Annotated in this window: 26 protein-coding genes; 10 read left to right on the forward strand and 16 right to left on the reverse strand. The window is 72.3% G+C overall.

What is annotated here, in order from left to right; translation table 11 throughout:
• Positions 1-2 precede the first annotated feature (2 nt).
• Positions 3-221, reverse strand: coding sequence for an MbtH family protein (locus OG570_RS32245; protein WP_326952826.1), 219 nt, complete (start codon positions 219-221; stop codon positions 3-5).
• A gap of 597 nt (positions 222-818) precedes the next feature.
• On the opposite strand from OG570_RS32245, the gene metK reads away from it, so the two are divergent.
• The 3 genes from metK (at position 819) to OG570_RS32260 (ending at position 3,364) form a co-directional block, all read left to right on the forward strand.
• Positions 819-2,021: a methionine adenosyltransferase gene (gene metK, locus OG570_RS32250; protein ID WP_326950195.1), complete on the forward strand. Its 1,203-nt coding sequence runs from the start codon at positions 819-821 to the stop codon at positions 2,019-2,021.
• A 2-nt stretch (positions 2,022-2,023) separates the two neighbouring features.
• Positions 2,024-3,022, forward strand: coding sequence for a carbohydrate kinase family protein (locus tag OG570_RS32255; protein WP_326952827.1), 999 nt, complete (start codon positions 2,024-2,026; stop codon positions 3,020-3,022).
• A 219-nt stretch (positions 3,023-3,241) separates the two neighbouring features.
• Complete coding sequence (locus OG570_RS32260; protein WP_326952829.1) at positions 3,242-3,364, forward strand: hypothetical protein; 123 nt, start codon at positions 3,242-3,244, stop codon at positions 3,362-3,364.
• 65 nt (positions 3,365-3,429) lie between these two features.
• Here the strand turns inward: OG570_RS32260 and OG570_RS32265 are convergent, their stop codons facing one another.
• The gene (locus OG570_RS32265) at positions 3,430-3,747 is read right to left on the reverse strand and encodes a muconolactone Delta-isomerase family protein (protein WP_326952830.1); all 318 of its coding nucleotides are present in this window, start codon (positions 3,745-3,747) and stop codon (positions 3,430-3,432) included.
• 107 nt (positions 3,748-3,854) lie between these two features.
• Between OG570_RS32265 and OG570_RS32270 the strand changes: the two genes are divergently transcribed.
• Complete coding sequence (locus OG570_RS32270) at positions 3,855-4,421, forward strand: TetR family transcriptional regulator (protein ID WP_326950192.1); 567 nt, start codon at positions 3,855-3,857, stop codon at positions 4,419-4,421.
• Between the two features lie 97 nt (positions 4,422-4,518).
• On the opposite strand, the gene OG570_RS32275 is transcribed toward OG570_RS32270, so the two are convergent.
• Together OG570_RS32275 and OG570_RS32280 are read right to left on the reverse strand one after the other, a co-directional pair.
• Positions 4,519-5,547 (reverse strand): zinc-binding metallopeptidase family protein, encoded by a 1,029-nt coding sequence (locus OG570_RS32275; RefSeq protein ID WP_326952831.1) that lies wholly within the window; start codon positions 5,545-5,547, stop codon positions 4,519-4,521.
• A gap of 17 nt (positions 5,548-5,564) precedes the next feature.
• Positions 5,565-6,707 (reverse strand): AI-2E family transporter, encoded by a 1,143-nt coding sequence (locus OG570_RS32280; RefSeq protein WP_326950190.1) that lies wholly within the window; start codon positions 6,705-6,707, stop codon positions 5,565-5,567.
• Between the two features lie 522 nt (positions 6,708-7,229).
• Here OG570_RS32280 and OG570_RS32285 point away from each other — a divergent pair.
• Positions 7,230-9,248: a catalase gene (locus OG570_RS32285; protein WP_442788339.1), complete on the forward strand. Its 2,019-nt coding sequence runs from the start codon at positions 7,230-7,232 to the stop codon at positions 9,246-9,248.
• A gap of 12 nt (positions 9,249-9,260) precedes the next feature.
• The gene (locus tag OG570_RS32290; protein ID WP_326952833.1) at positions 9,261-9,659 is read left to right on the forward strand and encodes an ankyrin repeat domain-containing protein; all 399 of its coding nucleotides are present in this window, start codon (positions 9,261-9,263) and stop codon (positions 9,657-9,659) included.
• 3 nt (positions 9,660-9,662) lie between these two features.
• Here OG570_RS32290 and OG570_RS32295 read toward each other — a convergent pair whose 3' ends face one another.
• From OG570_RS32295 to OG570_RS32335, 9 genes are all read right to left on the reverse strand, one after another.
• Positions 9,663-10,922: a PP2C family protein-serine/threonine phosphatase gene (locus tag OG570_RS32295; protein ID WP_326952834.1), complete on the reverse strand. Its 1,260-nt coding sequence runs from the start codon at positions 10,920-10,922 to the stop codon at positions 9,663-9,665.
• A gap of 168 nt (positions 10,923-11,090) precedes the next feature.
• The gene (locus OG570_RS32300; protein ID WP_442788203.1) at positions 11,091-11,522 is read right to left on the reverse strand and encodes a hypothetical protein; all 432 of its coding nucleotides are present in this window, start codon (positions 11,520-11,522) and stop codon (positions 11,091-11,093) included.
• Positions 11,494-13,047, reverse strand: coding sequence for an FAD-dependent oxidoreductase (locus tag OG570_RS32305; RefSeq protein ID WP_326952835.1), 1,554 nt, complete (start codon positions 13,045-13,047; stop codon positions 11,494-11,496). Before OG570_RS32305 ends, OG570_RS32300 begins: the two co-directional genes overlap by 29 nt.
• Complete coding sequence (locus OG570_RS32310; RefSeq protein ID WP_326952836.1) at positions 13,044-13,763, reverse strand: class I SAM-dependent methyltransferase; 720 nt, start codon at positions 13,761-13,763, stop codon at positions 13,044-13,046. Before OG570_RS32310 ends, OG570_RS32305 begins: the two co-directional genes overlap by 4 nt.
• Positions 13,760-14,077: a lycopene cyclase domain-containing protein gene (locus OG570_RS32315; RefSeq protein ID WP_442788204.1), complete on the reverse strand. Its 318-nt coding sequence runs from the start codon at positions 14,075-14,077 to the stop codon at positions 13,760-13,762. Before OG570_RS32315 ends, OG570_RS32310 begins: the two co-directional genes overlap by 4 nt.
• Positions 14,077-14,424: a lycopene cyclase domain-containing protein gene (locus OG570_RS32320; protein ID WP_326952837.1), complete on the reverse strand. Its 348-nt coding sequence runs from the start codon at positions 14,422-14,424 to the stop codon at positions 14,077-14,079. Before OG570_RS32320 ends, OG570_RS32315 begins: the two co-directional genes overlap by 1 nt.
• Position 14,425: 1 nt before the next feature.
• Positions 14,426-15,373: a phytoene/squalene synthase family protein gene (locus OG570_RS32325; protein WP_326952839.1), complete on the reverse strand. Its 948-nt coding sequence runs from the start codon at positions 15,371-15,373 to the stop codon at positions 14,426-14,428.
• Entirely contained in the window at positions 15,370-16,884 is a 1,515-nt protein-coding gene (gene crtI / locus OG570_RS32330) for a phytoene desaturase family protein (RefSeq protein WP_326952840.1), read from the reverse strand. The genes OG570_RS32325 and crtI overlap by 4 nt, the downstream gene beginning before the upstream one ends.
• A complete protein-coding gene (locus OG570_RS32335; RefSeq protein ID WP_326952841.1) occupies positions 16,881-17,966 on the reverse strand; it encodes a polyprenyl synthetase family protein in 1,086 nt (361 codons plus the stop codon). Before OG570_RS32335 ends, crtI begins: the two co-directional genes overlap by 4 nt.
• Before the next feature lie 153 nt (positions 17,967-18,119).
• Between OG570_RS32335 and OG570_RS32340 the strand changes: the two genes are divergently transcribed.
• The 3 genes from OG570_RS32340 to OG570_RS32350 all read left to right on the forward strand — a co-directional run bounded on the left by OG570_RS32340 (position 18,120) and on the right by OG570_RS32350 (position 21,246).
• Complete coding sequence (locus tag OG570_RS32340; RefSeq protein WP_442788205.1) at positions 18,120-19,169, forward strand: DUF5914 domain-containing protein; 1,050 nt, start codon at positions 18,120-18,122, stop codon at positions 19,167-19,169.
• A gap of 57 nt (positions 19,170-19,226) precedes the next feature.
• Positions 19,227-20,228, forward strand: coding sequence for a helix-turn-helix domain-containing protein (locus tag OG570_RS32345; RefSeq protein ID WP_326952843.1), 1,002 nt, complete (start codon positions 19,227-19,229; stop codon positions 20,226-20,228).
• 73 nt (positions 20,229-20,301) lie between these two features.
• Positions 20,302-21,246 (forward strand): NADP-dependent oxidoreductase, encoded by a 945-nt coding sequence (locus OG570_RS32350; RefSeq protein WP_326952844.1) that lies wholly within the window; start codon positions 20,302-20,304, stop codon positions 21,244-21,246.
• Here OG570_RS32350 and OG570_RS32355 read toward each other — a convergent pair.
• On the reverse strand, positions 21,236-21,856 hold the full coding sequence (locus OG570_RS32355; RefSeq protein WP_326952845.1) for a TetR/AcrR family transcriptional regulator: 621 nt from the start codon (positions 21,854-21,856) through the stop codon (positions 21,236-21,238). The genes OG570_RS32350 and OG570_RS32355 overlap by 11 nt on opposite strands.
• A gap of 83 nt (positions 21,857-21,939) precedes the next feature.
• On the opposite strand from OG570_RS32355, the gene OG570_RS32360 reads away from it, so the two are divergent.
• Positions 21,940-22,878: an alpha/beta fold hydrolase gene (locus tag OG570_RS32360; RefSeq protein ID WP_326952846.1), complete on the forward strand. Its 939-nt coding sequence runs from the start codon at positions 21,940-21,942 to the stop codon at positions 22,876-22,878.
• A gap of 75 nt (positions 22,879-22,953) precedes the next feature.
• Here OG570_RS32360 and OG570_RS32365 read toward each other — a convergent pair whose 3' ends face one another.
• Positions 22,954-24,207: a carboxylesterase family protein gene (locus tag OG570_RS32365; RefSeq protein ID WP_326952847.1), complete on the reverse strand. Its 1,254-nt coding sequence runs from the start codon at positions 24,205-24,207 to the stop codon at positions 22,954-22,956.
• Complete coding sequence (locus OG570_RS32370; protein WP_326952848.1) at positions 24,194-24,979, reverse strand: MBL fold metallo-hydrolase; 786 nt, start codon at positions 24,977-24,979, stop codon at positions 24,194-24,196. The genes OG570_RS32365 and OG570_RS32370 overlap by 14 nt, the downstream gene beginning before the upstream one ends.
• Positions 24,980-24,987: the final 8 nt, after the last annotated feature.

Consider the following 24,987-nt stretch of genomic DNA (forward strand, 5'->3'; position numbering starts at 1 on the left):
CTTCACTGGTGGGTGGCCGGAGCGGCTTGGTCCACGGTCCGGCGCAGGCTCAGCGGCCGCATGTCGGTCCAGACCTCGCCGATGTGGGCCAGGCAGTCCGCCTGGGAACCGCGGACGCCGGCACCGCGCCAGCCGGCCGGCAGGTCACGGCCGGCGGGCCAGATCGAGTACTGCTCCTCGTCGTTGAGCACGACCACATAGGACTGGATGTCGCCGTCCAAGGGGTTCCTCCGATTCGGCGGGGTACGGTTTGACCGCTGCGGGAGAACTGCCATCCCCAGCGCGTTCCACTCCGCCAGCATGAGCCGAATCGGTTACCGAAAATAGAGTATGGCAGTTACTCTAGTGCTCGGGGGTGCGCCAGTACGTCGGTTCAGGCCGGCGCCCGCGCGCAATGTGATGTCAGTTCTCGACGGCGAAGATCCGGATAGTCCGCGATTCTTCCTCGTCGTTTCACCCGGGCACGGCCGGCCCGGTGACCCGCGTCGAACAGGCGCGGACCGGCTGTCGTCGTCCGAATGACGCAATTTCTCCTTCGGCGGCAGTGATGTGCATCACCGTTCCCCGGGTGCGTCTAGGCGAAATGGCGGCGTCGATGCGGCCGAAAGCTGCGTGGGCGCGGACGCGATTGACCGCCGATCCCTCTCGCGTTTACCGTGTGGCTCCGGCCCCTTTCGCGTGCCGGATCAATCGGCGGGCCGGCGCGCGTTTCCGCGCTCGTGCCGCGTGTGTCCATTGTGTACTTCCGGGCCGCCGGCAGCGAGTCCGGGGCCGCGCTCCACGACGACCTGCCCACCCGAGCACGCTGGAGACCTGCCATGCCGCAACGGCTGTTCACGTCCGAGTCGGTCACCGAAGGCCACCCGGACAAGATGTGCGACGCGATCAGCGATGCCGTCCTCGACAGTCTCCTGACCGAGGACCCGCGCTCCCGCGTGGCCGTCGAAACCCTCGTCACCACCGGCCAGGTGCACGTGGTGGGCGAGGTCACCACCGAGGCCTACGCCGACATCCCGGCCCTCGTCCGCGACGTGATCCTCGAGATCGGCTACGACTCCTCGGCCAAGGGGTTCGACGGGAACTCCTGCGGCGTCAACGTCGCGATCGGCGCGCAGTCGCCCGACATCGCCCAGGGCGTCGACACCGCGTACGAGTCGCGGGCCGGGACCGGGTCCTCGGCCGAGGACGAGATCGGCCGCCAGGGCGCCGGCGACCAGGGCCTGATGTTCGGCTACGCCTGCTCGGACACCCCCGAGCTGATGCCGCTGCCGATCGCGCTGGCCCACCGGCTCGCCCGCCGGCTGACCGACGTCCGCAAGTCCGGGCTCATGCCCTACCTGCGCCCCGACGGCAAGACCCAGGTCACCATCGGGTACGCGGGGGACCGGCCGCTCACCCTGGACACCGTTGTCGTCTCCGCCCAGCACGCCGAAGGCATCGATCCGGACCGGATGCTGGCCGCGGACGTCCGCGAGCACGTCATCGGCCCGGTGACGGCGAACCTCGGCCTCGACGACGCCGGCCTGCGGGTGCTGGTCAACCCCACGGGACGGTTCGTCGTCGGGGGCCCGATGGGGGACGCCGGCCTGACCGGCCGCAAGATCATCGTCGACACCTACGGCGGCTTCGCCCGCCACGGTGGCGGCGCGTTCTCCGGGAAGGACCCGTCCAAGGTCGACCGCTCCGCGGCGTACGCCATGCGGTGGGTGGCCAAGAACGCCGTCGCCGCCGGCCTCGCCACCCGGATGGAGGTGCAGGTCGCCTACGCCATCGGCAAAGCCGCGCCGGTGGGGCTGTTCGTCGAGACGTTCGGCACCGAGACGGTCGACCCGGCGAAGATCCAGCAGACCATCGCGGAGGTGTTCGACCTGCGTCCCGCGGCGATCATCCGTGAGCTGGACCTGCTGCGGCCGCTGTACGCCCAGACCGCCGCCTACGGCCACTTCGGCCGCCCGGACCTCGACCTGCCCTGGGAACGCACGGACCGCGTCGAGGACCTGCGCCGGGCGACGGGACTGTGACCGTGCGCATCGCCGTGACCGGCTCGATCGCCACCGACCACCTGATGGTGTTCCCCGGCCGGTTCACCGACCAGCTCGTCCCGGACCGGCTCGACCGGGTGTCCCTGTCGTTCCTGGTCGACGATCTGCGCATCCACCGCGGCGGCGTCGCCGCGAACATCGCCTTCGGCCTCGCCCAGCTGGACCTGACCCCGATCCTGGTGGGCGCGGTCGGTCCCGACTTCGCCGACTACCGCACCTGGCTGGAGAGCCACGGCGTCGACACCACCTCCGTGCACGTGTCGGCGACCCGGCACACCGCGCGGTTCCTCTGCACCACCGACGAGGCCCAGAACCAGATCGCCTCGTTCTACGCCGGGGCGATGAGCGAGGCCCGCGACATCGATCTCGCCGGCGTCGCCGCCCGCCACGGCGGCCTCGACCTGGTCCTGATCGCCCCCAACGACCCCGACGCCATGCTCCGGCACACCCGCGACTGCCGCACGCGCGGCTACCGCTTCGCGGCCGACCCGTCCCAGCAGCTGGCCCGCCTGACCGGTCCGCAGATCCGCGACCTCGTCGACGGCGCCGAACTGCTGTTCACCAACGAGTACGAACACGACCTGCTGTTGTCGGCCACCGGCTGGACCCGCGACGACGTTCTCCGCCGGGTCGGCCGGTGGATCACCACGCTCGGCGAAAACGGCGTCCGGATCGAGTCGGGAACGGAGCCGCTCCAGGCGATCCCCGCCGTACCGGCCGACACCGTCGTCGACCCGACGGGCGTCGGCGACGCCTTCCGGGCCGGGTTCCTGGCCGGGCTGAGCCGGCAGACCGGGCTCGCACAGGCAGCCCGGATCGGTGCGGCGCTGGCCAGTTTCGCCCTGGAAGCGGCGGGAGGACAGGAGTACGTGTTCGTCCCCGAGGAATTCCTCGCCCGGCTGCGCACGACGTACGGCACCGCCGCGGCCACCGACATCGAGCAGCGGCTTCTCGCCGGAGCGGTGCGTTCCCGACCCTGATTCGGCGCCGGTAGTAACACCTGCCTTGATCCGAGAGGTGCCAGGCGCGGCTGTTACCGCCAGGTGAAGGGTCGTCCTTGAGCCTGCCGTCGATCATGGAGCCGGAGGTGGGGGCGCGAGGGTGTTGCGCCAGCGCGCTGTGGACGGTCGCCGGCGACCCGGAGCGGGTGATGTGCGCCGGGGAACGGATCGCGCGTTCGATTGCGCCGCTCTCGTCACATGGTTTTGCTGCTCGAGCTGGACTTGGGGCTGTACGCGGTGCCGGTGCGCGGGGTGAGCGCGCGCACCGGCTCAGCCGAGGTCGCGGCCGACGGCTGCGTACGACGATTTGCCTTGCGGTGAAGGGGTTTCGTCGACAACCGTCCTATCGGGATGTATAGCCGAGCGCGACCGCGAGGACGCGGCGGTTACGCGGTGGTGGCTCGCGCCCGGTGGGCGATCTCCGCGGCGTCCGGGGGCGTGGTCGGGTAGACGTCGGCGTCGAAGAACCGGGCGAACGGCAAGGTTGCCAACGTTTCCGCGACTTGCTTCTCGTCGTCGGCGATGACCTCGACGAACGTGGCCCGCCGGGCGGGAGAGACGTAGTGGGCGCCGATCCGGCCGGCCGAGCGCAGCAGTTCGAGCTGTTTCTCTTCGTCGTTCCGGAGCGCGGCGAATTCCGCGAGGTCCGTGTCGTCGCGCAGGACGCCGACCACCATGAACGTCTGAGCCGAGATGGGTGACATGGTCTCCTCCAAAAGTGATGTCAGCTGATGACATGACTCTAGCACGGTGATGTCATCAGGTGACATCGATGCGTGAATCAGGACGCGGCGGTACTACGCTGGGCGCCATGGGACGATGGGAGCCGGGGGCCAGGGGCCGGCTGCGTGAGGCCGCGCTGGCGCTGTACCTCGAACGCGGCTTCGAGCAGACCATGGTGGCCGACATCGCCGAACGGGCCGGCGTGACGGCCCGCACCTTCTTCCGATACTTCGCCGACAAGCGCGAAGTCCTCTTCGACGCCGCGGCCGAGCTGGAGGAAAAAGCGCTGGCCGCACTGGAGGCGGCGCCCGCAACGGCGTCACCGCTGGATCTCGTCGTGGCCGCGCTCGAAACCACGGCCGACGTCATCGGTTACGACCGCGAGCTCGTCCGGAAGCGGCACGCGGTGATCATGGCGAACGCCGAACTCCAGGAGCGGGAGCTGATCAAGCTCGCCAGCATGTCAGCTGCGCTCGCCGACGGGCTTCGCCGCCGGGGCGTCGGCGACACCGAGGCCGGCCTGGCCGCCGAAACCGGCGCGGCGGTGTACCGGGTCGCGTTCCAGCGCTGGGTCGACGCCGCGGAAGATCTGGACCTCCGCGACGCCCTTCGCCAGACGTTCACCCAGCTGCGATCCCTGACGGCGCCCCGGTAAGCCACCGTGCTCACGGCGCCCGTAAACCGGTCGGGCGGCACCTGGTGACCATGGCCGGCGCCGCCGCGGTTACCAGGTCGTTCCGCACACTGCGGGCTCAGCGCGCGGAGGCCGCCGGGTCCTGACCGCGCGTGGGTGTCCGGTTCGCGGTGACGATCGCGCCGGCGAACCGGAGCTTCGCCTGCACCGCCGGCGAGAGCGCGAACGGGTAGAGGTCGTCCTTGCCCATGCTGCGGTTGAGCTGGTTGAGCGCGCGCGACAGCGGGATCCAGGTCGCGATCAGCTCGTCGACGTCGTCGGTCCGGTCTTCGGGGACGGCGTCGACCCGGCTGCCGGGATGGGGCGCGATCGGCGTGCCGGCGACGAGGACGCCGAGTGCCGCGGCGGTCTGCACGGTGTCGCGGATGTGCAGCAGGTGGGCGAAGGTTTCGGCCCAGTCCTCCCAGGGGTGTGCGGCCGCGTAGTGGCTGACGTGGTCCTCCGCCCAGCCGGTCCCGGGAGCACTTCCGTAGTGCTTCTCCAGGGCCTGCTGGTAGTCGGCCCGCTCGTCGCCGAACAGGTTCCGGAACGCGGCGGGCGCGTCGGCGATGAGCAGGTCCCAGTACCAGTGGCCGATTTCGTGCCGGAAGTGGCCGAGGAGGGTGCGGTAGGGCTCGGCCAGCCGCGCGCGCAGGCCTTCGCGGAAGCCGTCGTCGCCTTCGGCGAGGTCGATGGTGATCACGCCGCCGGCGTGCCCAGTGGTGACCGGTTGATCGGTGCTGGAGAGCAGGTCGAACGCCAGGCCGTGCTGGGGATCGGCGCTTCGCGGTGTCACGGGCAGGCCGAGGTCGTCCAGCTGGTAGACCAGCCGTCGCTTGGCGGCTTCGGCGGCGCGGAAGGCGTCGAGGGCGTCGACGTCTTCGTCGGCGGGGCGGGTCCGGGTCAGCTCGCAGCAGCCGCACAGGGGACCGCCCTCGGCGAACCAGTTGCAGCCGGCGAGTTCGGTGTTGGCGCAGCGATCGCGTCCGGTCGTGCGGAGCATCGACGCGGTCGCGCGGTCGTAGCCGACATCGGTGCCGCACACCACGCAGGCCGAGTTCTCGAAGAACAGCAGGTTCGCGCAGTGTGGGCAGGTGAACGTGCGCACGCGGGAGGTCCTTCCGGTCAGGTGCGGTCGAGCCGCGGGTAGAGGACTTCCCGGACGAGGAGCAGGAGCGCGGCCGCGACCGGGATCGCGACGAGGGCGCCGACGACGCCGAGCAGCGCCCCACCGAGGATAACGGCGACGACCGTGATGAGCGCGGGCACCTTGACGGCGCCGCCGATGATCCGCGGCACCAGGACGTAGTCCTCGACGAGCCGGTAGCCGATGAAGAAGCCGATCGTGCCCAGGCAGACGGGCAAGGACACGGTGAGCGCGACCAGGCTGACGAGCACGCCGCCGACGACCGACCCGACGACCGGGATGAGGTCGAGGATCGCGACGGCGATCGCCAGCAGGGCGGCGTAGGGGACGCCGAAGATCAGCAGCCAGACCAGCGTCAGCACCCCGGCGATGACCGAGATGGCCAGGTTGCCGAGGACGTAGCCGCCGACCTTGGTGAAGATCTCGTCGCCGATCAGGATGGCCCGCGGCCGCCGGGAGTGCGGGATCAGCCGGTAGCCGCCGGCGCGGATGCGGGGGAGGTCGACGAGGAAGTAGACGGTGAGCACGACCAGCAGCAGCACGTTGGTCAGGGCGCTGAACACGGCTTGGCCGGCGCCGAGCAGCCCGCTGCCGATGCCCGGGCCGCTGACCAGGCTCTCCAGCTGCTGCTGCAGGTGGAAGCGTTCGTTGAGCTGACCCAAGGCGGTGTTGTGGTTCTGGGCGTCGTGGAGGTAACCGGGCGCCTTCGTGACGAACTGGGTGGCTTGCTCGACCAGGACGGGGATCGCGGCGGTGAGGAACCCGCCGATGGCGAGCAGGCCGACGACGAAGACGGTGGTGACGGCGAGCCAGCGGGGGAAGCGGTGCCGGGTCAGCCAGGCGACGGCGGGTTCGAGGCCGATGGCGAGGAACAGGGCGAGCCCGATGAGGACGAGGACGTCCTGGAGCCCGGCGATGATCTGCACGAGCGCGTAGATCACGGCGACACCGGCGGCGCCGGCCATGCCGATCAGGAACGGGGACCGGCGGTTGAGCGGTTCCCCGGTCGCTCCCAGCGGCTGAGCCGTGGTGCTGAGCTCGGCCGCTGCGGCTTCCGCGTCGGCGAAGGAACCCCCGTCGTGCGGGGCCTCGTCGGGAAGGCGGTCTTCGGGTTCGGGCATGCGTCGGACTCCCTGCGCTCACTGGAGTTCGCCTGGTTACCCACTGCGGCGGTCGTTACTCGGTCATCGGCGAGAGGGTTCGCCGCGGTGGGGACGGGTAGTCGGCACTTGATCACGCCAGGCCGGGTGGTTACCCCACCTGCGACGAGATAACCGCGGCACGGGGACATCGGACGGTCCCTTTTGGACTCGGCCGGCTCGGGGCAGGTCATTCGGCACTTGATCGGGTCATCGCCGGTTATCCGGCGGATTCGCGGGTACCTGATCCCTCAGCTTTCCACCACGAGGAGGACGCAAGTGGCCCGCAAGACCCCCGGCAAGCTCGTCAAGACCGCACTCGAGAAGGCGGTCGAGAAGGTCACCGAGCTGACGAACCCCCCGATTCCCGGTACACCCGGCAGCGGAACGCCGTCCCTCGAAGAACCGATCGACCCGCGTGAGCCGCTGCCGCCCAAGCCGGACCAGGACGCGCCGGAGACCGTGACCCCGACGGGCGCGCCGACCGGCGCCCCGAAAACGTCGATGGCGCAGCAGGGCGAGTACCTCACCACGACGGCCGGCGCCCGGCTGGCCGACACCGACCACTCCCTGAAGGCGGGCGAGCGCGGCCCGACGCTGCTGCAGGATCACCACCTGCGCGAGAAGGTCATGCACTTCGACCACGAGCGCATCCCGGAGCGGGTCGTGCACGCGCGTGGTTACGGCGCGCACGGGGTGTTCGTCGGCTACGGCACGGCCTCGCACGTCTGCCAGGCCGGTTTCCTGGGCGACGGCGTCGAGACACCGGTGTTCGTGCGGTTCTCCACGGTCGTCGGCTCGCGCGGGTCGGCCGACGCCGTGCGCGACACCCGCGGGTTCGCGACGAAGTTCTACACCCAGGAAGGCAACTTCGACCTGGTCGGCAACAACATCCCGGTCTTCTTCATCCAGGACGGGATCAAATTCCCCGACATCATCCACGCGGCCAAACCGCACCCGGACCGGGAGATCCCGCAGGCGCAGAGCGCGCACGACTCGTTCTGGGACTTCGTCTCGACCCACACCGAGGCCACCCACCACGTGCTGTGGCAGATGTCCGACCGCGCGATCCCGCGGTCCTACCGGACAATGGAGGGCTTCGGGGTCCACACCTTCCGGCTCGTCAACGCCGACGGGGAGTCCGCGCTCGCGAAGTTCCACTGGAAGCCGAAGCTGGGCGTGCACTCCCTGGTCTGGGAGGAGGCGCAGCTGCTCAACGGCGTCGACCCGGACTTCCACCGCCGCGACCTCGCCGACGCCATCGAGTCCGGCGCGTTCCCCCAGTGGGAGCTGGGCGTGCAGATCTTCCCGGACACCCCGAGGCAGACGTTCGAGGGCATCGATCTGCTGGACCCGACGAAGCTGGTCCCGGAGGAGCTCGCCCCGGTGCAGCCGGTGGGGATGCTGACGCTCAACCGCAACACGACGAACTACTTCGCCGAGACCGAGCAGGCCGCGTTCCACGTCGGGAACCTGGTGCCCGGCATCGACGTCACCGACGACCCGCTGCTGCACGCGCGGCTGTTCTCCTACCTGGACACCCAGCTGACCAGGCTGGCGGGGCCGAACTTCAACCAGATCCCCGTCAACCGCCCGCACGTGCCGGTCAACGACATGACGCGCGACGGCTTCCACCAGCAGGCGATCCACGGTGGGGTCGCCCCGTACAAGCCGAACTCCCTCGACGGCGGTAACCCGTTCGAGGCCGGCGCCGAGGCCAAGCCGTTCATCGAGGTCGCCCAGCCGCTGCCGAAGGCGGCGAAGGTCCGGCAGTCGCCGGTGTCGTTCGCCGACCACTACACGCAGGCGAGGCTGTTCTGGCTGAGCCTGACGCCGATCGAGAAGCAGCACGTCGTGCTGGCGTTCACCTTCGAGCTCGGCAAGTGCTACGAGCAGGCGATCAAGGAGCGCGAACTGCTCGTACTGGCCAATGTGGACCGCGAACTGTGCCAGAAGGTGGCGCTGGGCCTCGGTCTTCCCGCCCCGACCACCGGCGGACGGCCCAAGAAGGTCACGCCGAGCCCCGCGCTGTCCCAGATCGGCGGGACGTGGCCGACCGACGGGCGCATCATCGGGATCGTGGTCGACCCCACCGACCTCGACGGGGTGCGCACGGTCCGCGAGACCATCCTCGCCGAAGGCATGGTGCCGTTGCTGATCGCGCCCACCGGCGGACCGCTCGACGCCGACAGCGGCCTGGTCGCCCAGCGCACCCTCCTCACCGCGCGTTCGGTCGAATTCGACGCCCTGCTGCTCGCGGGGAGCCCGCCGCCCGGTGCGGACGCGCTGCCCGCCGGGGACGACGCCGTCGATCCCCGCGTCGTCCTGATCGTCCAGGAGTGCTTCCGCCACGCGAAGGCGATCGGGGCCTGGGGCAGCGGGCAGGCCGCACTCGAGGCCGCCGGCTGCGCCACCGGAGCGGGGATCGTCCTGGACGACGACCCGGCGACGGTGCTGGCGAAGACGACGAAACTGCTCGGGGCCCACCGCGTGTGGGAGCGGTTCCCCGCGTCGATCTCCTGAGAAAGGCCGGTCGTGACCGAAGCACTCACCGATGAGGAACTCGGCTACCTCCGCTCGCTGTTCGACCTCGCCCGCACCGGCGACACCGGACGGCTGGCGGCGGCGATCGAGGCCGGGATACCGGTGAACCTCACCAACGAGGCCGGCGACTCCCTGCTCGTGCTGGCCGCGTACCACGACCACCCGGACACGGTGCGGGCGCTGCTCGACGCGGGTGCCGACACAGCACGGGTCAACGACCGGGGCCAGACCGCGCTCGGAGCGGCGGTGTTCCGCCGCTCCGAGCGCAGCGTCACCCGCCTGCTGGCCGCGGGCGCCGATCCCGCACTCGGCCCGCGGTCCGCGCTCGACATCGCCCGCTTCTTCGACCTGCCGGAGATGCTGGCCCTGCTCGTCCCGCACCCCGGGTAGCGGTCAGCGCTGGAGGTCGGCCGCGGGTCGGTGGATGGCCAGGAGCACGGTGTCGTCCGCGTAGATGACGACGTCGTGCATCCGGGCGACGACCTCGCGTGGCAGGACCGTCGCCGGTCGGCCGGCGTGCGTGCGGGCGATCTCCAGCAGCCGGGCTTGGCCTTCGTCGATGTCCTTGCGGGATTCGACGAGCCCGTCGGTGTAGAGCAGCAGCGTGGCCCCCGGCGCCAGGTTCAGGTCGACGAGGCGCGGGCTGCCGGGGTCGGGGAAGCCGACGCCGCGGCCGACGACCGGGGGGTTGAGGAACCGGGTGTCGCCTGCGGTGTCGAGGAGGACGGGTTCGGGGTGGCCGCCGTTGGCGAGCTGGGTGTCGCCGGTGGCGGGGTCGATCCGGGCCAGCAGCACGGTCGCCATGAGGGTGGGGGCGATCGGGGCGAGGGTGTGGGAGGCGTGGGCGATCAGGTCCCGGAAGGGGTGGCCTTCCAGGGCGAGGGTGCGGATGGCGTGGGTGACGGTGAGGGCGTCCCTGGTCGAGGTGACGCCGTGGCCGACGGCGTCGACCAGGGTCACGTGCAGGTGGCCGTCGGGGAGGACGAACCAGTCGTAGAGGTCGCCGCCGGTGGGGGAGTCCGGTTCGGTCGGGGAGTAGCAGACGCCCAGTTCCAGGCCAGGGACGGCCGGTGGTGGGGGCCGGAGGGCGTCTTCCAGTTCTTGGAAGATCCGGGCGTGGGCGTGGCGGAGCTGTTCGTCGCGTTGTTCCAGCTCGACGTACATGGCGAGCACGCCGCTGTTGGTTTCGGCCAGCTCGTGCCTGAGCGCGCGCTCTTCCCGGGCGAGCGTGTCCGCGCGGGTGGTCAGCGCGAGCATCTCCTGCCGGGTCGCCAGTTCGTCGTCGGCCGGCGCCGGGACCGGGCGATCACCGGCGATCAGGCGCCAGGTGACGCGTTCGCCGTCCGTCACGGCGGCCGGCTGGGGCAGGTCGTCGAGACGCCGCTGCGGCAGCGGCTCCGGCAGCCGGACGCCGATGGTGAGCACGCCATCGGCCACCACGGTTTCGAGGCCGACCGTTCCGCCGGTGCCGAGGACGGGTTCGGCGAGGAGGGTGACCGTCAGGACCAGCCGGGCCCGGACTTCGACGGGGATCCCGGCTTCCGCACACGCGGCGCGGACACGATGGCGCAGTGACGCGACGAATCCGGCCTGCGCCAGGCCGGGTACGGCAGGTGTCCCGTCCGGAGCTGGTTTCGTGCGAGACACGGTCACACCCTCCACTTTGGCATCCCGCCGCCGAACCGGCAGAACGGTCCGGACCACGTTTGCAGGCCGGCTCCGCGGGTACCAGAACGCGGATGGTGGCCCGGCCGTGTTCGAGCTGAGGGCATCGTGGGCTCCCCGTCCGCTGCCGTCAGGGCCGGGCCACCGTCGACTCGCTCACACCTCCGGCGGGGGAGTGCTCGGCGGACCGGCTTCGTGACCGGGACGGCCACGGGTGCGTCGGGCGTCCTTCATCTGCTGTTCCTGCAGGTGACGGCGTCCTCCGGTGAACTCGGCCAGCAGTGAACGCTCCAGGTCGCGGCACGTCCGGTAGTAGCCGTCGTCGTAGTCCTCGACGACCTGGAACGTCCACCGATCGGGGAGCACGTTCAGCCCGATCAGCTCCTCGCGGATCCGCTCCGCCCACGCCGTGTGACCGGCCTTCTCGAGCCGCTCCACCGCGTCGCCGAAGAGGAGGTCGGCCCAGCCCGTCTGCTGGTGGAACGCGTAGAGGTGCCCCCGTGCGCGTTCGATCGTCTCGAGGGCCTCGGTCACCTTGCCCACGGCGTCGAGGGTGGCTTCATCGGGTACGGAGTTGTCGGCCATCATCGGGATTTCCCCGGAAGCCGTGGCCGGAAACCAGCCGTTCGAGCAAGGGGATCCGCCCGCGGTTCGGGACCGACCGCAGCGGGTGCCCCAGCAGGCCCCAGCCCCGCAGCAAGGTGTTCGCGGCGCACCAGCCGGTGGTGGCCGCCCGTTCCATCAGCGCCACGGGCAGGTCGACGCGGATCGCGTCGCCCGCGAGGACCAGGCCGGGCTCGGGTGTTCCGACGGTGGGCCGGCGCGCGAAGCCGCCGACGGGGAACAGCGGGCAGTCCTGCCGGACGAGGGTGACTTCGCCGATCAGGCCGGCGTCGGCGGTCTCGGGGTAGATCCGGTGCAGGCGCTCGTCCATCTCCCGCGTGACGCGGCCGGTGTCGGTACCGGACGCGTAGGCGTGCAGTTCGACGACGGAACCGCGGTGGCGCCGGGCCCAGCGGCGCGCTTCGCCTTCGTACCGCTCGAGAACGCTGATGTTGTCCAGCGGCGGAAGGCCGCCCGTGCCGAGGAAAGCCGGGCGGTCGGCCCGGACCGGCCGATCGAGCCAGAGCCGCCGCACGAGGAACGGTGGTGCCGTGCGCAGGTCTTCGACGGTGGCGCGCCACCCCGGGGTGCCCAGGTCCGGGGAGCCGGCGAGGACGTGCTGAAGCCCCGGCACGTCGCAGGCCAGCACCACGGCGTCGTAGGCCTCGTCGCCGACGCGGAACCCGGCGGCCTCCCGCCGGATGCCGCTCACCGCGACGCCGGTGCGGATGTCGGCGCGCAGGCCGGTGAGGTAGCCGGCCAGGGGATCCCACAGGGCCTGGGGGAACGGCTCGGCAGGGACGTCGAACAGGAGACCTTCGGCGGAGCCGAGGAAGTAGAGGTGGAACATCGTCGCGAGCTCGGCGGCCGAAAGCTCGCCGGGGTCGGCGAAGAAGCTGCGGGAGAACACTTCGAAGGCCAGGTGCCGGGCGGCGGCGGGGAAGTTGATGGCCGTGAGGAACGTCGCGGCGTCGACGTGGTCGAGCTGCTCGTAGATCCGCGGCACGCTGACCGTGGCGAGGGGGAGCGCGCGCGGTCCGTTGAGGCGCACCAGGTCTCGCGCGGTGAAGGTGGGGCTGCGCAGAGCGAACGCGAGCGCGTTGAACGGGGGTGTCAGCGGCAGGCCGGCGAAGGTGTCGGTGCGGCCGTGCGGGTCGACGAGCGGGTAGTCCGGCACCTCGGTGAGCCGATCGAGGCCGGGGTCGGTGCGGGCGAGCAACGCGCGCAGGTTGTAGTACTGGCGGAAGAAGGCGTGGAACCCGCGGCTCATGGTCACCGCGGTGCCGTCCGGCAGGCGCTCGTCCCAGCCGCCGGCCCGGCCGCCGAGGTGCCGCTCGCGTTCGAACACGGTGACCTCGACGCCGCGCTCGGCGAGCCCGGTCGCCGCGGTGAGCCCGGCGATGCCACCGCCGACGACCGCGGCCCGGGGGCGTCGGCCGAGGAGGCCGGCGTCGGGGAGCCCGCCGTGGGCCGGGTACGTCTCCAGCCGGCGGTCGCGGCCCGGTATCACGCGCGGGTCCCCAGCACGGTGTGGACGATCCCGCGCTGCCAGCCCGTCATCGTGCCGGTGCGGACGTCGGTGAACCCGGCGTCGGCGAGGCGGGCGCAGAGCTCACCCACGCCGTCGAAGGCCAGCACGCTGCGGCGCAGGTGCCGGTACAGCGTGGCGTCGCCGGTCGCGAGCCGGCCCGCGGGGATCACGATCGCGCCGCACACCGCGTTCCAGACCCAGCGGGCGCGCCGGGAGTCCCGCACCGAGTATTCGTGCACCGCGATGCGGCCGCCCGGGCGCAGGAGGCCGTGCAGGGTCTTCAGCTGCGCGTCGGGATCGGCGAGGTTGCGCAGGAGGTACGCCGCGAAGACCGCGTCGAACGGGCCGTGGACCCCCGCCAGCTCCTCGACGGGGGTGTGGTGGAACTCGACCGTTTCCGGCCACGTCTTCGCGCGCGCCTGGGCGAGCATCGCGGCGGAGGCGTCGATGGCGGTGACGCGCGCGTGCGGCGCGGCGGCGAGCAGCGCCGCGGTCGACGCGCCGGTGCCGCAGCCCGCGTCGAGCACGCGCGCCCCGGCGCCGCGGCCGGGCAGCCCGAGCCGCCGCGCGGAGATGCGCAGGTGGCGGTGGTAGCCCGGGTTGGCGCCGACGAGCCGGTCGTAGGCGGCGGCCCCGGCGTCGAACGCGGCGGGTACCTCGGCGCGGGGAAGACCGTTGCCCGGCAGCGGGTTCATGCAGTGTCCTTTCGGGACTTCCCGCGTTCCCACAGCAGCAGGACCGCGGTGACCATGGCGTAGCCGAAGAGGAAGTCTTCGACGGGGATGTCCCAGGGGAACCGCCAGCCGGTGATTTCACCGGGGGCGTACCGGACGATCGGTGCGGACAGCTTGGTGAGCCAGCCGTCGACCGGGATCTGGAAGGCGGTCACGATGGCCATCGTGACCCAGTAGGCGGGCCGCCGGAGCAGCCCGGTGCGCAGCACCAGCAGCTCCAGCACGACCACGGCGAGCACGGCGGCGACCGCGGGAACCGTGTAGCCCCACGGCATCAGCGGGACACCCGGTGCCGGTTGCGCAGGAGCCGGCCGAGCAGGCTTCCGGTCAGCTGCACCGCTTCGTAGGTCAGCAGCCCGCAGACCGGCACGACGACGAAGAACAGCACCTCTTCCAGCGGGATGCCCAGCGGGGCCCGGAGACCGGTGACGAAGGCCGGGTCGAAGTCCCACACACCCGTGGCGATCGCGATCGCGTCCCAGACCAGGAACACCGCGGCGACCGGCAGCACCGCCCGCGCCAGCCGCCGCGGCCTGCGGTAGACCCGGACCCCGGCCAGTTCCAGCGGCAGCGTCGCGACGACGCAGGCGCCGAGGACGAGCAGGTACTCCACCTTGCCCACCTCAGCCCACCGCCACCGGGTGCCGGTGCCGCGCCCACCGGGCTCGCACGAGCGCGTCGCAGGCGGCGAACAGGCGCTGGTGCCGCGGCACCCGGGCGCGGCCGGCGAAGACGTTGTACCCGGCGGCCTCGATGCGGTCGAGGATGCCGCCGTAGAGCGTGAACGCCGTCCACACGCAGGGCCTGGACGCCGGGTGCAGCATGCCGATGCCGGGCCGCGCATCGGCGTAGATCCGGCGGGTTCGCGCGACCTGGTCGGCGAGCGCCCGCCGGACCGGGGGATCGATCCGCCGGGTGGTGGCGCACCAGGCGAGGCGGTCGCGGTCGACGCCGGCCGCGGCGAGTTCGTCCGCCGGCAGGTAGACCCGGCCCCGGTCGAGGTCCTCGGCGACGTCGCGCAGGAAGTTCGTCAGCTGGAACGCCTTGCCGAGCGCGGCGGCGTGCGGCGCCGCTTCCGCCGCGGCGACGACGGTGCCGAGGACGGGCAGCATCTGCAGGCCGATGACCTCGGCCGAACCGTGCACGTACTCGTCGAGGGCGGCCCGGGTCGGGTAGCCGGTGACGGTGAGGTCCATCCGCATGGAGGCGAAGAAGGCGCGGAAGTACGAGTCCGCGATGTCGTAGCGGGTCGCGGTGTCGATCACGGCGGTGTGCAGCGTGTCCTCGCTGTGCCCGGCGGCGAGGTCGGCGAGGAACTTCCGTTCGACGTCGTGCAGCGTGGCCGTGAGACCGTCCGGGGTGGCGCCGGGCTGCGGTTCGTCGACCAGGTCGTCGACGCGGCGGGCGAACCCGTAGAGCGCGTGGACGGCCGGTCGCTGGGCGGGGGAGAGCATGCGGGTGGCGAGGAAGTAGGTCCGGCCGTGCCGGGCGTTGATCTCGCGGCAGCGCCCGTAGGCGCGGCGGAGGTCCGGCTCGGTGATGCCGGCGGCGTCGAGTTCGCGGCGGGTCATCGGGCCGCCTCCGAGGCGAGATCGACGGTGCCGGTGGTGGCCCGCGGGGTCCCGGTGATCCGGTCGGCGGCCAGCCTGCCGGAGATCAGCACCGTGGGAACACCGACCCCCGGCACGGTCCCGCCGCCGGCGAGCACGACGTTTTCCGTTCCCGGGGGCAGGTTCCGCGGGCGGAACGGTCCGGTTTGGACGAACGAGTGCGCGTAGCTGAACGGCGTGCCGGCCACCATGTCGCGACGCCGCCAGTCGGCCGGGCTCAGGGTGTACGACATCTCGGGTGCGAAACCGGGCAGCAGGCGGGCGCGGACGTGGTCGAGGATCTCCTCGGCGTACGGGCCGGCGTCGCTGTCCCAGTCCCGCGGCAGCCGCCGGAGGTTCGGTACCGGCGCCAGGATCGAGAACAGCTGCCGCCCGGCCGGGGCGAGCGCGGGGTCGGTGGCGCTCGGGCGGGTGATCAGCAGAGACGGGTCGCTCATCGTGCGCCCGTCCGTGATCAGCTCGCGGAACGTCGACGTCCAGCCCGCACCGAAGGAGATCGTGTGGTGCCCGACCGGCCAGTCGCCGGGGCCACCGGCGTGCAGCACCACGGCCGACGGCGCGGCACGCAGCGGAACCGGCCGGCGCGGCACGCGGCCGAGCAGCTCGTAGCTCCGGTGGGGTTCGGTGGTCAGGACGAGCGCGTCGCAGCCGATCCGGTCCCCGTCGGCGGTGCGGACGCCGGTGATCCGGGACCCCCGGCGCTCCAGCGACGTCACGGACACGCCGAACCGGAACTCCACCCCGGCGTCGGCGGCGGCGTTCGCCATCGCCCGGGGCACGGCGGCCATGCCGCCCTCGGGGAAGTACACGCCACCCACGGTGTCCATGTAGGAGATGACCGCGTACAGCGCGAGCGCCCGCATCGGCGACTCTCCCGCGTAGAGCGCCTGGAAGGTGAAGACCCGCTTGAGACGTTCGTCGCGCAGGAAGGAGCCGATCCGGGAGTCCAGCCGCCGGAACCCGCCCATGGCCACCAGCCGCGCGAGGTCGGGGGAGAGCAGGCCGAGTGGCGAGTCGGTGTTGCCGGCGACGAACCGGTCGAACTCCGTGCGGTACAACCGGGTCAGCCAGCTCCGCAACCTGAGGTACCCCGCCGCCTCGGCCGGCCCGGCGAAAGCCCGGACGGCCTCGGTCATCCGGTCCGCGTCGGAGTGCACGGGCAGGACCGAGCCGTCGGCGAACCGCGCGGTGTAGGCCGGGTCGAGCCGGGTCAGCCGCACGTGCGCGGTCAGGTCGGCGCCCACCGCCGCGAAGGTGTCGGCGAGGATCGACGGCATGGTCAGCACCGTCGGCCCCGTGTCGAGGTGGTAGCCGTCGCGGACCACGCGCCCGGCGCGCCCGCCCGGGCCGGGATCGCGTTCGACCACGACGACCGAGCGTCCCCGCCCGGCGAGGTGCAGGGCCGCGGACAACCCGGCCAGCCCGGCGCCGACGACCACGATCCGGTCGGTGCGGCCGGTCACCGTCCTCATCGGACCCGCTCGGTGCAGCGGACCGCCAGCGCGGTCAGCGCGGCGGCCGGCCGGTCCGGCAGGCCGGCGAGGTCGATCGCTTCGAGCGCGCGGTGGACCCGGTCGTCGATGAGCTTCTCCAGCTGGTCACGCGCGCCGGTGGCGGTGATCAGGTGCTGCCAGCGTGCGACGGCGGCCGGGTCGACGGCGTCGGCGGCGAGCAGGTCGTCCAGTTCCCGGCGCTGCCGGTCGCCGGCCAGTTCCGCGGCGAGCACGACGACGCTGGACGCCTTGCGCTCGCGCAGGTCGTCGCCCGCGGGCTTGCCGGTGACGGCCGGGTCGCCGAAGACGCCCAGCAGGTCGTCGCGGAACTGGAAGGCCTCGCCGATCAGCTCGCCGTAGGTGCCGAGAACGTCGATGACGTCGGTGTCGCAGCCGGCCAGGGCGGCGCCGAACTCGAGCGGGCGGCGGACGGTGTAGTTGCCGGACTTGCGGCGGATCACGTCGAGCACGTCGGACCACGACGGCAGGGTGCGGGCGTCGTTGATCAGGTCGCCGAGCTGGCCCACGGCCAGCTCCGACCGCAGGTGGTCGTGCACCGGCCAGCCGCGGGCCAGCACGTCGGTCCCCAAGCCGCTCTCCCGCAGCATCTGTTCGGACCAGACGAGGAACAGGTCACCGGCCAGGATTGCCGCCGATTCGCCGAACCGCGCGGCGGAACCGCCGAGACCGGCGGATTCGTGCCACCGGGCGAAGGACACGTGCAGCGCGGGCCGGCCGCGTCGCCGCGCCGAGCCGTCCATGACGTCGTCTTGAGCCAACGCGAAGCAGTGCAGCAGTTCGAGGCTCGCCACGGCGCGCAGTGCGGCGTCGTTCTCGCTTTCTCCGCAGCGCCAGCCGGCGTAGGCGAACAGGGGCCGGAGGAACTTGCCGCCCGCCACGAACTCCGGCAACGCGGTGGCGGCCGGCGTCTCGGCGGCCCAGCCGGTGAAGTGTTCCCCGGCCCTTTCGGTGACGAAGCGGTGGACGTCGGCCGCGCAGCGGTGGCGCAGTGCGTCCAGCCAAACCGCGGGCGCGGTGGCGGTGTGGGGGATCACGGTCATCCGGGTTCCTTCTTCCGCCGGGCGCAGCAGCTGCGTGATCGATGTCGGCACTGCCACCGTCCACAGGGGTTCTCGCTGGCTTTACCCTGACAGGGAGCGGATAAACCCGCGACTCGTGGCGAAGCGCGCGAATCGCCGGCGTTTGCGGGATCGATGCGCGTCGGTCACGATGGCCTGGTGAGCGTCACCCAGCGAATCATCCGGCGGTGGCCGAGCCGGTGGCCAGTCCAACCCTTCCGTGAACCACCTTGGGCGCGACAGGAACCGACCTACCGCGACTGCCCGCCCGCGGTGATCGAGGCGGCGGGCAAGCGCGCGTCCGCGCGGCCGTCCGGCAACTGGTTCGTCGTGGGGGCGAGCCGATCGGTGCGGACCGACCGGCCCTTCGGCGTGACGATCGCCGGGCGCGAACTCGTCGCGTGGCGCAAGGAGGACGGCAGCGTCCGCATCGGGCCCGGCGCCTGCCCGCACCTGGGCGCGCCGCTGGCCGAGGCCCGCGTCGACCGGGGTGGGCTGGTCTGCCGGTGGCACGGTCTCCGGCTCGACGGCGATAGCCGCGGCGCCTGGGCCCCCGTCCCGGCGCACGACGACGGCGTGCTCGTGTGGGCCCGGCTCGACTCGGCCGGGCGCGAACAGCCGTCCGACCGGCCGGTGGTCCCCGTCCGCCCGGCCGGCGCCGCCGGCATCGACGCCGTCGCCACCGTGACCGGGATCTGCGAGCCCGAGGACGTCGTGGCCAACCGGCTCGATCCCTGGCACGGCGCGTGGTTCCACCCCTACTCGTTCACCCGTCTGCGCGTGCTCGAGGCGCCCCAGGGCACCGACGTCCCCGACGACGAGGACCGGTTCCTGGTCGAAGTCACCTTCCGCCTCGCCGGACACTGGGGAGTCCCGGTGCTCGCGGAGTTCACCTGCCCCGAGCCGCGGACGGTCGTGATGCGCATCGTGGCGGGCGAAGGCGCCGGGAGTGTCGTCGAGACCCACGCAACACCGCTCGGCCCCGGGCTCGACGGCCGTCCGCGAACGGCGGTGATCGAGGCGACGATCGCCGCGTCCGAGCGCCCCGGTTTCACCGTGGCCACGAAACTGGCCCCGGCGATCCGCCCGCTCATGCGCCACACGGCGAAACGGCTGTGGCGTGACGACCTCGCCTACGCCGAGCGCCGGTACGCACTGCGCACCGCGGGCGAACGACCGAGCTGACCGACGCGCAGCCCTCTCGCACTCAGTTCTTGTGAAACCTGGACGACGCCGTCGGTCATGCGGTGGCTGCCCGTCGCCGAGGCGGGCCGGCAGCCGGAACTGCACGTAGCTGAGGTCGCTGGCCTCGCGCAGCTGCTGCTCGACCGCGTGCCGGAGCAGGCGGGTCACCCGCTGGTGCAGACTCGGGTCATGTCCTTGTCCGATCTGGGCGCCGCGGTCCGCTGGATGCGCGAGCACACCGAGCCCGCGGCCGCCGGGCTGCCGGTCGGCGGACTGCGGACCAACGGGCGGCGGGTCCGCGGGCTGCGCCGGGAGGAGCTGGCCGAGCTGGCCGGGGTGTCCGCGGACTACATCCGGCGGTTGGAGCAGGGGCGGCGTCACCCGTCGGCCGGCGTGGTGACCGCCATCGCCCGCGCGCTGCGCGTCGGCCGGGCGGACTACGAGCGGCTCTGCGCACTCGCCGGGTACGCCGCGGTCGACGGCCAGGTGCCGCGCGAAGCCGGGGCGGCGGCGGTGCGGCTCTTGGAGCGGTTCGCCGGCACCCCCGCGTTCCTGACCGACGCGGCGTGGAACGTCGTCGCCGTCAACGGTGCGTGGATGGCGCTCGGCGGCGGGGCGGCGGCCGGGTCCGCCCGGGACTGGAACGTCGCGTGGCGCACATTCTGCAACGCGCGCGGGGAGATCGCTCGCGCCGAGGAGCACGAGGCCGGTTTCCGGGCCGTGCTCGCCGCCCGGCTGCGTGACACGTACCTGCGCTACCCGGCCGACGCGGCGCTCGCCGAGCTGGTCGACGAGCTGCGGAGCACCAGCCGTCCGTTCGACACCCTGTGGCGCACGCCGAAGACCGTGTCCGCCTACGAGAACCGGGCGGTGTTCCGGCACCCGGACGGCGGCGGCATCACGCTCGACGGCGCCCTGCTCGAGGTGCCCGGCGACGGCCTGATGGCGGTGGTCCTCACCGCGGCACCGGGTTCGGCGGACGCGGCCCGGCTCGACGAGGTCGTCCGCACCTCGGGCGGGCCGGCCGTGGTCAAGGTGGGCCAAACCGGCCCAGGCTGACCGGTCCCGTTGCCACGATCCTGAGGTCCGTGTGGATCAAGGCACACCGGACCCAGCAAAGGTGAGAACTCCGATGAAGGCAGTGCGTTTCCACGAGTACGGCGCCCCCGACGTCCTGCGCTACGAAGACGCGGAGCAGCCGGCTCCCGGCGCCGGGCAGGTCCGGATCCGGGTCGCCGCGACGTCGTTCAACTCCGTCGACGGCAACATCCGCGGCGGCTTCATGCAGGGCCCCATCCCGGTTGAGCTGCCCCACACGCCCGGCATCGACGTCGCCGGCACGGTCGACGCGCTGGGCGAGGGCGTAACCGGCGTCCGGGCCGGCGACGAGGTCGTCGGGTTCCTGCCGATGGACGGCGACGGCGCCGCCGCGGAGTACGTCCTCGCGCCGGCCGGGGTCCTCACGCCCGCACCGAAGGGCGTCCCGCTCGCCGACGCGGCCGCGCTGCCGCTGGTGGGACTGACCGCGTGGCAGGCGCTGTTCGACCACGGCGAGCTGAAGTCCGGGCAGCGCGTGCTGATCAACGGCGCCGGTGGCGCGGTCGGGGGTTACGCCGTGCAGCTGGCCAAGGGCGCCGGAGCCCACGTCATCGCCACGGCGAGCCCGCGCAGCGGCGACGCGGTCAAGGCGGCCGGCGCCGACGAAGTCGTCGACCACACCACCACCGGGGTGACCGCGGCGGTGACCGAGCCGGTCGACGTCGTGCTCAACCTCGCACCGGTCGACCCGGCCGAGCTGGCCGCGCTCGTCACGCTGGTCAAGCCGGGCGGGGTCGTGGTGAACACGACGGTGTGGATGCCCGCTCCCGCCGACGAGGAACGCGGCGTGCGTGGCATCGACCTGTTCGTCCGCAGCGACGCCGGGCAGCTGGCGAAGCTGGTGGCGCTGGTCGACCGCGGCGAGCTGCGTGTCGAGGTCGCCGAGCGGGTGCCGCTGTCCGAGCTGCCGGCGCTGCACGCACGGGCCGCCGAGGGCGCGGTGCACGGCAAGGTCGTCGTCATCCCGGCTACCGCCTGACATCCTCCCCTGATCCGGAACGGCCGGGACCGGCCCCTGCTCTCCCGGGGAGACGAGCGGCGCCCGCGGCAACCGTCGCCAGGTCTTCGCTCGAGAAGCCGGCGCGACTCAACACGGCCAGGGATTTGTTCGTCGCGAGCGCGCACAACGCCAGCTCCGCCGCCTCCTGCTCGTCGGCCCCCGCCGCCCGCATCGCCTGCTCCAGCATCGCCCGCAAACCGTCGATCATGGCGCGGACCATCGCCTGGCTCTCCGCGTCGAGGGCCGGGAACTGCGCTGCCGACATCGTGATCAGGCAGCCGTCCGGGACCGCCGGGTCGGCGATGCGGTTCAGGGTGACCTGCAGGTAGGCGGCCACGACGGCGCTCGGGCTCGGGTGGGGGCCGGCCAGTGCCCGGCCGTACAGCGGGTGGTAGGTCTGCGCGTACCGCTCGAGGCCCTTCCGGAAGAGGGTGCTCTTGTCGCCGAAGGTGCTGTAGAGCGAACTCCGGCCCAGGCCCGTGCCCTCGGTCAGGCGGTCGATCGAGGCCTCCGAATAACCCCAGCGCCAGAAGACGTGCATCGCGCGTCGCAACGCCTCGTCCACGTCGAACTGCTTGCGACCCGCCATGTTCGTCAGCCTACACATCTTGCACTGATCGGTTCAAGATGCGTATGGTCACCGGCATGACAAGTTGCACCGATCGTTCCAAGATGAGCCCGGCCGCCGGCACGACACACTTGAACTCGCTGCGGCTGCCCGAGGGGTTCACCGACGTCTTCACCAGCCGGCTCGTGGAGCTGGACGGGTTGCGGCTGCACGCGGTCACCGGCGGGGACGGCCCGCCGCTGCTGCTGGTCGGCGGCTGGCCCCAGACCTGGTACGCCTGGCGGGAAGTGATGCCCGCGCTCGCCCGCGAGCACACCGTCGTCGCCGTCGACTCGCGCGGGGCCGGGCTCTCCGGCAAGCCCGACGACGGTTACGACACCGGCACGCTGGCCGCCGATCTGGTCGCGCTGATGGCCGCGCTCGGGCACGACCGGTTCGACGTGGTCGGCCACGACGTCGGCATGTGGACCGGATACGCCCTCGCCGCCGATCACCCCGAGCGGGTGGGCCGGCTCACCGTCGTCGACGCGATCATCCCCGGCCTCTCGCCGGCCCCGCCGGTCTTCGGCACGGCCGCGGCCAACCAGCGGCTCTGGCACTTCGGCTTCAACCGGCTCACCGACCTCAACGAGGAACTGGTCCGGGGACGGGAGCCGCTCTTCTTCGGCCACCAGTTCGCCACGAAGGGCGCCACCCCGGCCACGATCCCCGCCTACGCCGTCGACGTCTACGTCGACGCGATCGTCGCGGATCCGCGCGGCCTGCGGGCGAGTTTCGGGTACTACCGGGCGTTGGACGAGACGATCGCACAGAACGAGCAGCGCAAGAAGACCCGGCTGACAACGCCGGTGCTGGCCATCGGCGGCGCACAGTACTGCGGCGCTCTGGTAGCCGACACGATGCGACTGGCGGCCGACGACGTCACCGAGGTGGTCATCGACGATTGCGGACATTACGTCGCCGAGGAACAGCCGGCACGATTCACCGAGATCCTGGAGAACTTCCTCGCCGGCAAACCGAAAGCGGTCGCGTCGCACGGCTGACGCGACTAGGGGCAACCGGCGGATTCGCCGCTCCTGAGCGGGCGGGGCGGGTTGTGAGGTGGCCGTGGCCCAAGGTCAGTACCGGGTCGCCGGCCGGCCCGGCTCGTGCGCGGCGATCGAGAACCGCTTGGCCGCCGGGTGTGGTGCCCATCCGGGATCGCCGGTCGTGGCGAACGCGACCCACGCGTCATGGAGGGGACCGGGCCCGAACACGAACGGCAGCTCGGCGCAGTGCGGTGCCCCGCCGTCGCGGCCGAACCGGTAAGTCCACACCCGCCCCCGGTGCGCCCCGGCCAGCTGCGTGGAGCCGGTCTCGAACTGCTCGGTCACCAGGGCCGACCACTGGTCGGCCGGGCGCGCGAAGCGGGCCCGGTAGCTCGCGGCCAGCCGCTCCGGTTCCGGGTGCCGCCGGGTCGCGGCCGCGAGGACGTCGGCGTCGGTGACCGGCTCGAAGACGTACAGGTCGGCCTCGTTCTCGTTGGTGCCGATGACAAAATCGACCGGCGCGAGTTCCAGAGCGCCGTCCACCACCGGCTTGAACGGGCTGACCCCGAGTGAGCGGTCGTACCGCGTGTCGACGCGCAGCTCGGCCCCGGCCCGGACCAGGTCGGCGTCACCGATCCCGGCGAACGCGCGTGCCGTCGGGGCCACGTCCAGTTTCGCCGCCAGCGCCGCGGTCACCCGCTCGGCCTGGGCCGGGCTGAACACGTGCGCTCCGCCGCTTTGGGAGATCGCGCGGTGCACCAGGCCGTCCGCTTCGGGCGTGGCCAGCAGCGCGGCGATCAGCATCGCGCCCGCGGACTGGCCGAACAGCGTGACGTTGCCCGGATCGCCGCCGAACCCCGCGATGTGCGCCCGGACCCAGCGCAGCGCCGCCAGGACGTCGAGGAGCCCGCGGTTGCGGGGCGCGTCGGGCAGGTCGAGCCAGCCGACGGCGCCCAGGCGGTAGTTGAGCGTCACGAGCACGACGCCGTCGCGGGCGAAGGTCGTGCCGTCGTACATCGGGGCGTGGCCGGATCCGCTGAGGAAGCCGCCGCCGTGCACGAACACCATGACCGGGAGGTCCCGCGCGGGGGAGTCCGGGGTCCACACGTTCACGGTCAGGTAGCCGGGCCCCGGCTCCCAGCCGGGGCCGAGGATCGCCGCGAGGTCCGTGCCGGGGAACGACCGCGTCTCCTGTGGCGCGGTCGGCCCCGGCGTGGTGGCGTCCCGGAAACCCGGCGGCGGCGGCTGCGGCGGGCCGAAGCGGTCCTCGAGCGTCGCGTACGGGATGCCCTGGTAGATCCACACGCCGTTCTCGCGGCGGCCCAGCAGCTCAGGCGAACGCAAAGCCCGCTCCTTCCCGGACGACGGGACCGCCCTCGAAGTGCGCGGGCAGCACCAGTGCGCCGTGGTCGGCGGCCCAGCCGAGGACGCGCCGGCGCGCCGAGCGAGCCTCGGTCGCGTCGAGGCAGAACATGCTGTTGCTGTCCGGTTCCAGTGCCTGGGCCGGGTTGTGCAGCAAATCGCCGACGAACACGGCGTCCTCGCGCAGCTTGAGCACGCTGGAGCCCGGGGTGTGCCCGGGAGCCGGTTCGAGCACCAGGTCGTCGGCGATGCGGTGGCCGTCGCGCCAGAGCACCGCCTGCCCCGCGTCGATCACCGGCTGGACGCTGTCGGCGAGCACCGGATCGCCGCGGAAGTGCTCGTAGTCGGCCGCGGGGAACAGGTAGGTCGCGCGCGGGAACGTCGGAACCCATTCGCCGTCGGCCAGGGTGGTGTTCCAGCCCACGTGGTCGGCGTGCAGGTGGGTGTTGACCACGACGTCGACGTCACCGGCTTCGACGCCCGCTTCGGCCAGCCGGGCCGGGAAGCCGGTGTCGAGCCGGTGGAAAGCGGGCATCCCCGGCCGGTCCTTGCCGTCGCCGATGCCCGTGTCGACCAGCACGACCAAGCCGTTCACGCGGACGACCCAGGTGTGGGTGCGGCTGACGAGCCGGCCGCCGGCCGGGTCCCACAGGTGCGGGCGGGCGTCCCAGAAGGACTGTGGCAGGTCGGCGAACATCGCGGTGGGCGGCCGGGTCGGCCACTCCTTCTCCGGCACTCGGGTGATTTCGGGCATGCCTCGAT

The sequence above is a fragment of the Amycolatopsis sp. NBC_01286 genome, assembly GCF_035982555.1.
Classification (GTDB): domain Bacteria; phylum Actinomycetota; class Actinomycetes; order Mycobacteriales; family Pseudonocardiaceae; genus Amycolatopsis.

What these genes read in the sequence shown, in the direction of transcription:
- OG570_RS32280 (WP_326950190.1), bottom strand. Translation starts at nt 6,707, where the DNA reads ATGCCCGAACCCGAAGACCGCCTTCCCGACGAGGCCCCGCACGACGGG.
- OG570_RS32360 (WP_326952846.1), top strand. Translation starts at nt 21,940, where the DNA reads ATGAGCCCGGCCGCCGGCACGACACACTTGAACTCGCTGCGGCTGCCC.
- OG570_RS32310 (WP_326952836.1), bottom strand. Translation starts at nt 13,763, where the DNA reads ATGAACCCGCTGCCGGGCAACGGTCTTCCCCGCGCCGAGGTACCCGCC.
- OG570_RS32325 (WP_326952839.1), bottom strand. Translation starts at nt 15,373, where the DNA reads ATGACCCGCCGCGAACTCGACGCCGCCGGCATCACCGAGCCGGACCTC.
- metK (WP_326950195.1), top strand. Translation starts at nt 819, where the DNA reads ATGCCGCAACGGCTGTTCACGTCCGAGTCGGTCACCGAAGGCCACCCG.
- OG570_RS32265 (WP_326952830.1), bottom strand. Translation starts at nt 3,747, where the DNA reads ATGTCACCCATCTCGGCTCAGACGTTCATGGTGGTCGGCGTCCTGCGC.
- OG570_RS32315 (WP_442788204.1), bottom strand. Translation starts at nt 14,077, where the DNA reads ATGCCGTGGGGCTACACGGTTCCCGCGGTCGCCGCCGTGCTCGCCGTG.
- OG570_RS32270 (WP_326950192.1), top strand. Translation starts at nt 3,855, where the DNA reads ATGGGACGATGGGAGCCGGGGGCCAGGGGCCGGCTGCGTGAGGCCGCG.
- OG570_RS32350 (WP_326952844.1), top strand. Translation starts at nt 20,302, where the DNA reads ATGAAGGCAGTGCGTTTCCACGAGTACGGCGCCCCCGACGTCCTGCGC.
- OG570_RS32345 (WP_326952843.1), top strand. Translation starts at nt 19,227, where the DNA reads ATGCGGTGGCTGCCCGTCGCCGAGGCGGGCCGGCAGCCGGAACTGCAC.
- OG570_RS32285 (WP_442788339.1), top strand. Translation starts at nt 7,230, where the DNA reads ATGGCGCAGCAGGGCGAGTACCTCACCACGACGGCCGGCGCCCGGCTG.
- OG570_RS32300 (WP_442788203.1), bottom strand. Translation starts at nt 11,522, where the DNA reads ATGATGGCCGACAACTCCGTACCCGATGAAGCCACCCTCGACGCCGTG.
- OG570_RS32340 (WP_442788205.1), top strand. Translation starts at nt 18,120, where the DNA reads ATGCGCGTCGGTCACGATGGCCTGGTGAGCGTCACCCAGCGAATCATC.
- OG570_RS32370 (WP_326952848.1), bottom strand. Translation starts at nt 24,979, where the DNA reads ATGCCCGAAATCACCCGAGTGCCGGAGAAGGAGTGGCCGACCCGGCCG.
- OG570_RS32355 (WP_326952845.1), bottom strand. Translation starts at nt 21,856, where the DNA reads ATGGCGGGTCGCAAGCAGTTCGACGTGGACGAGGCGTTGCGACGCGCG.
- OG570_RS32260 (WP_326952829.1), top strand. Translation starts at nt 3,242, where the DNA reads ATGGTTTTGCTGCTCGAGCTGGACTTGGGGCTGTACGCGGTGCCGGTG.
- crtI (WP_326952840.1), bottom strand. Translation starts at nt 16,884, where the DNA reads ATGAGGACGGTGACCGGCCGCACCGACCGGATCGTGGTCGTCGGCGCC.
- OG570_RS32335 (WP_326952841.1), bottom strand. Translation starts at nt 17,966, where the DNA reads ATGACCGTGATCCCCCACACCGCCACCGCGCCCGCGGTTTGGCTGGAC.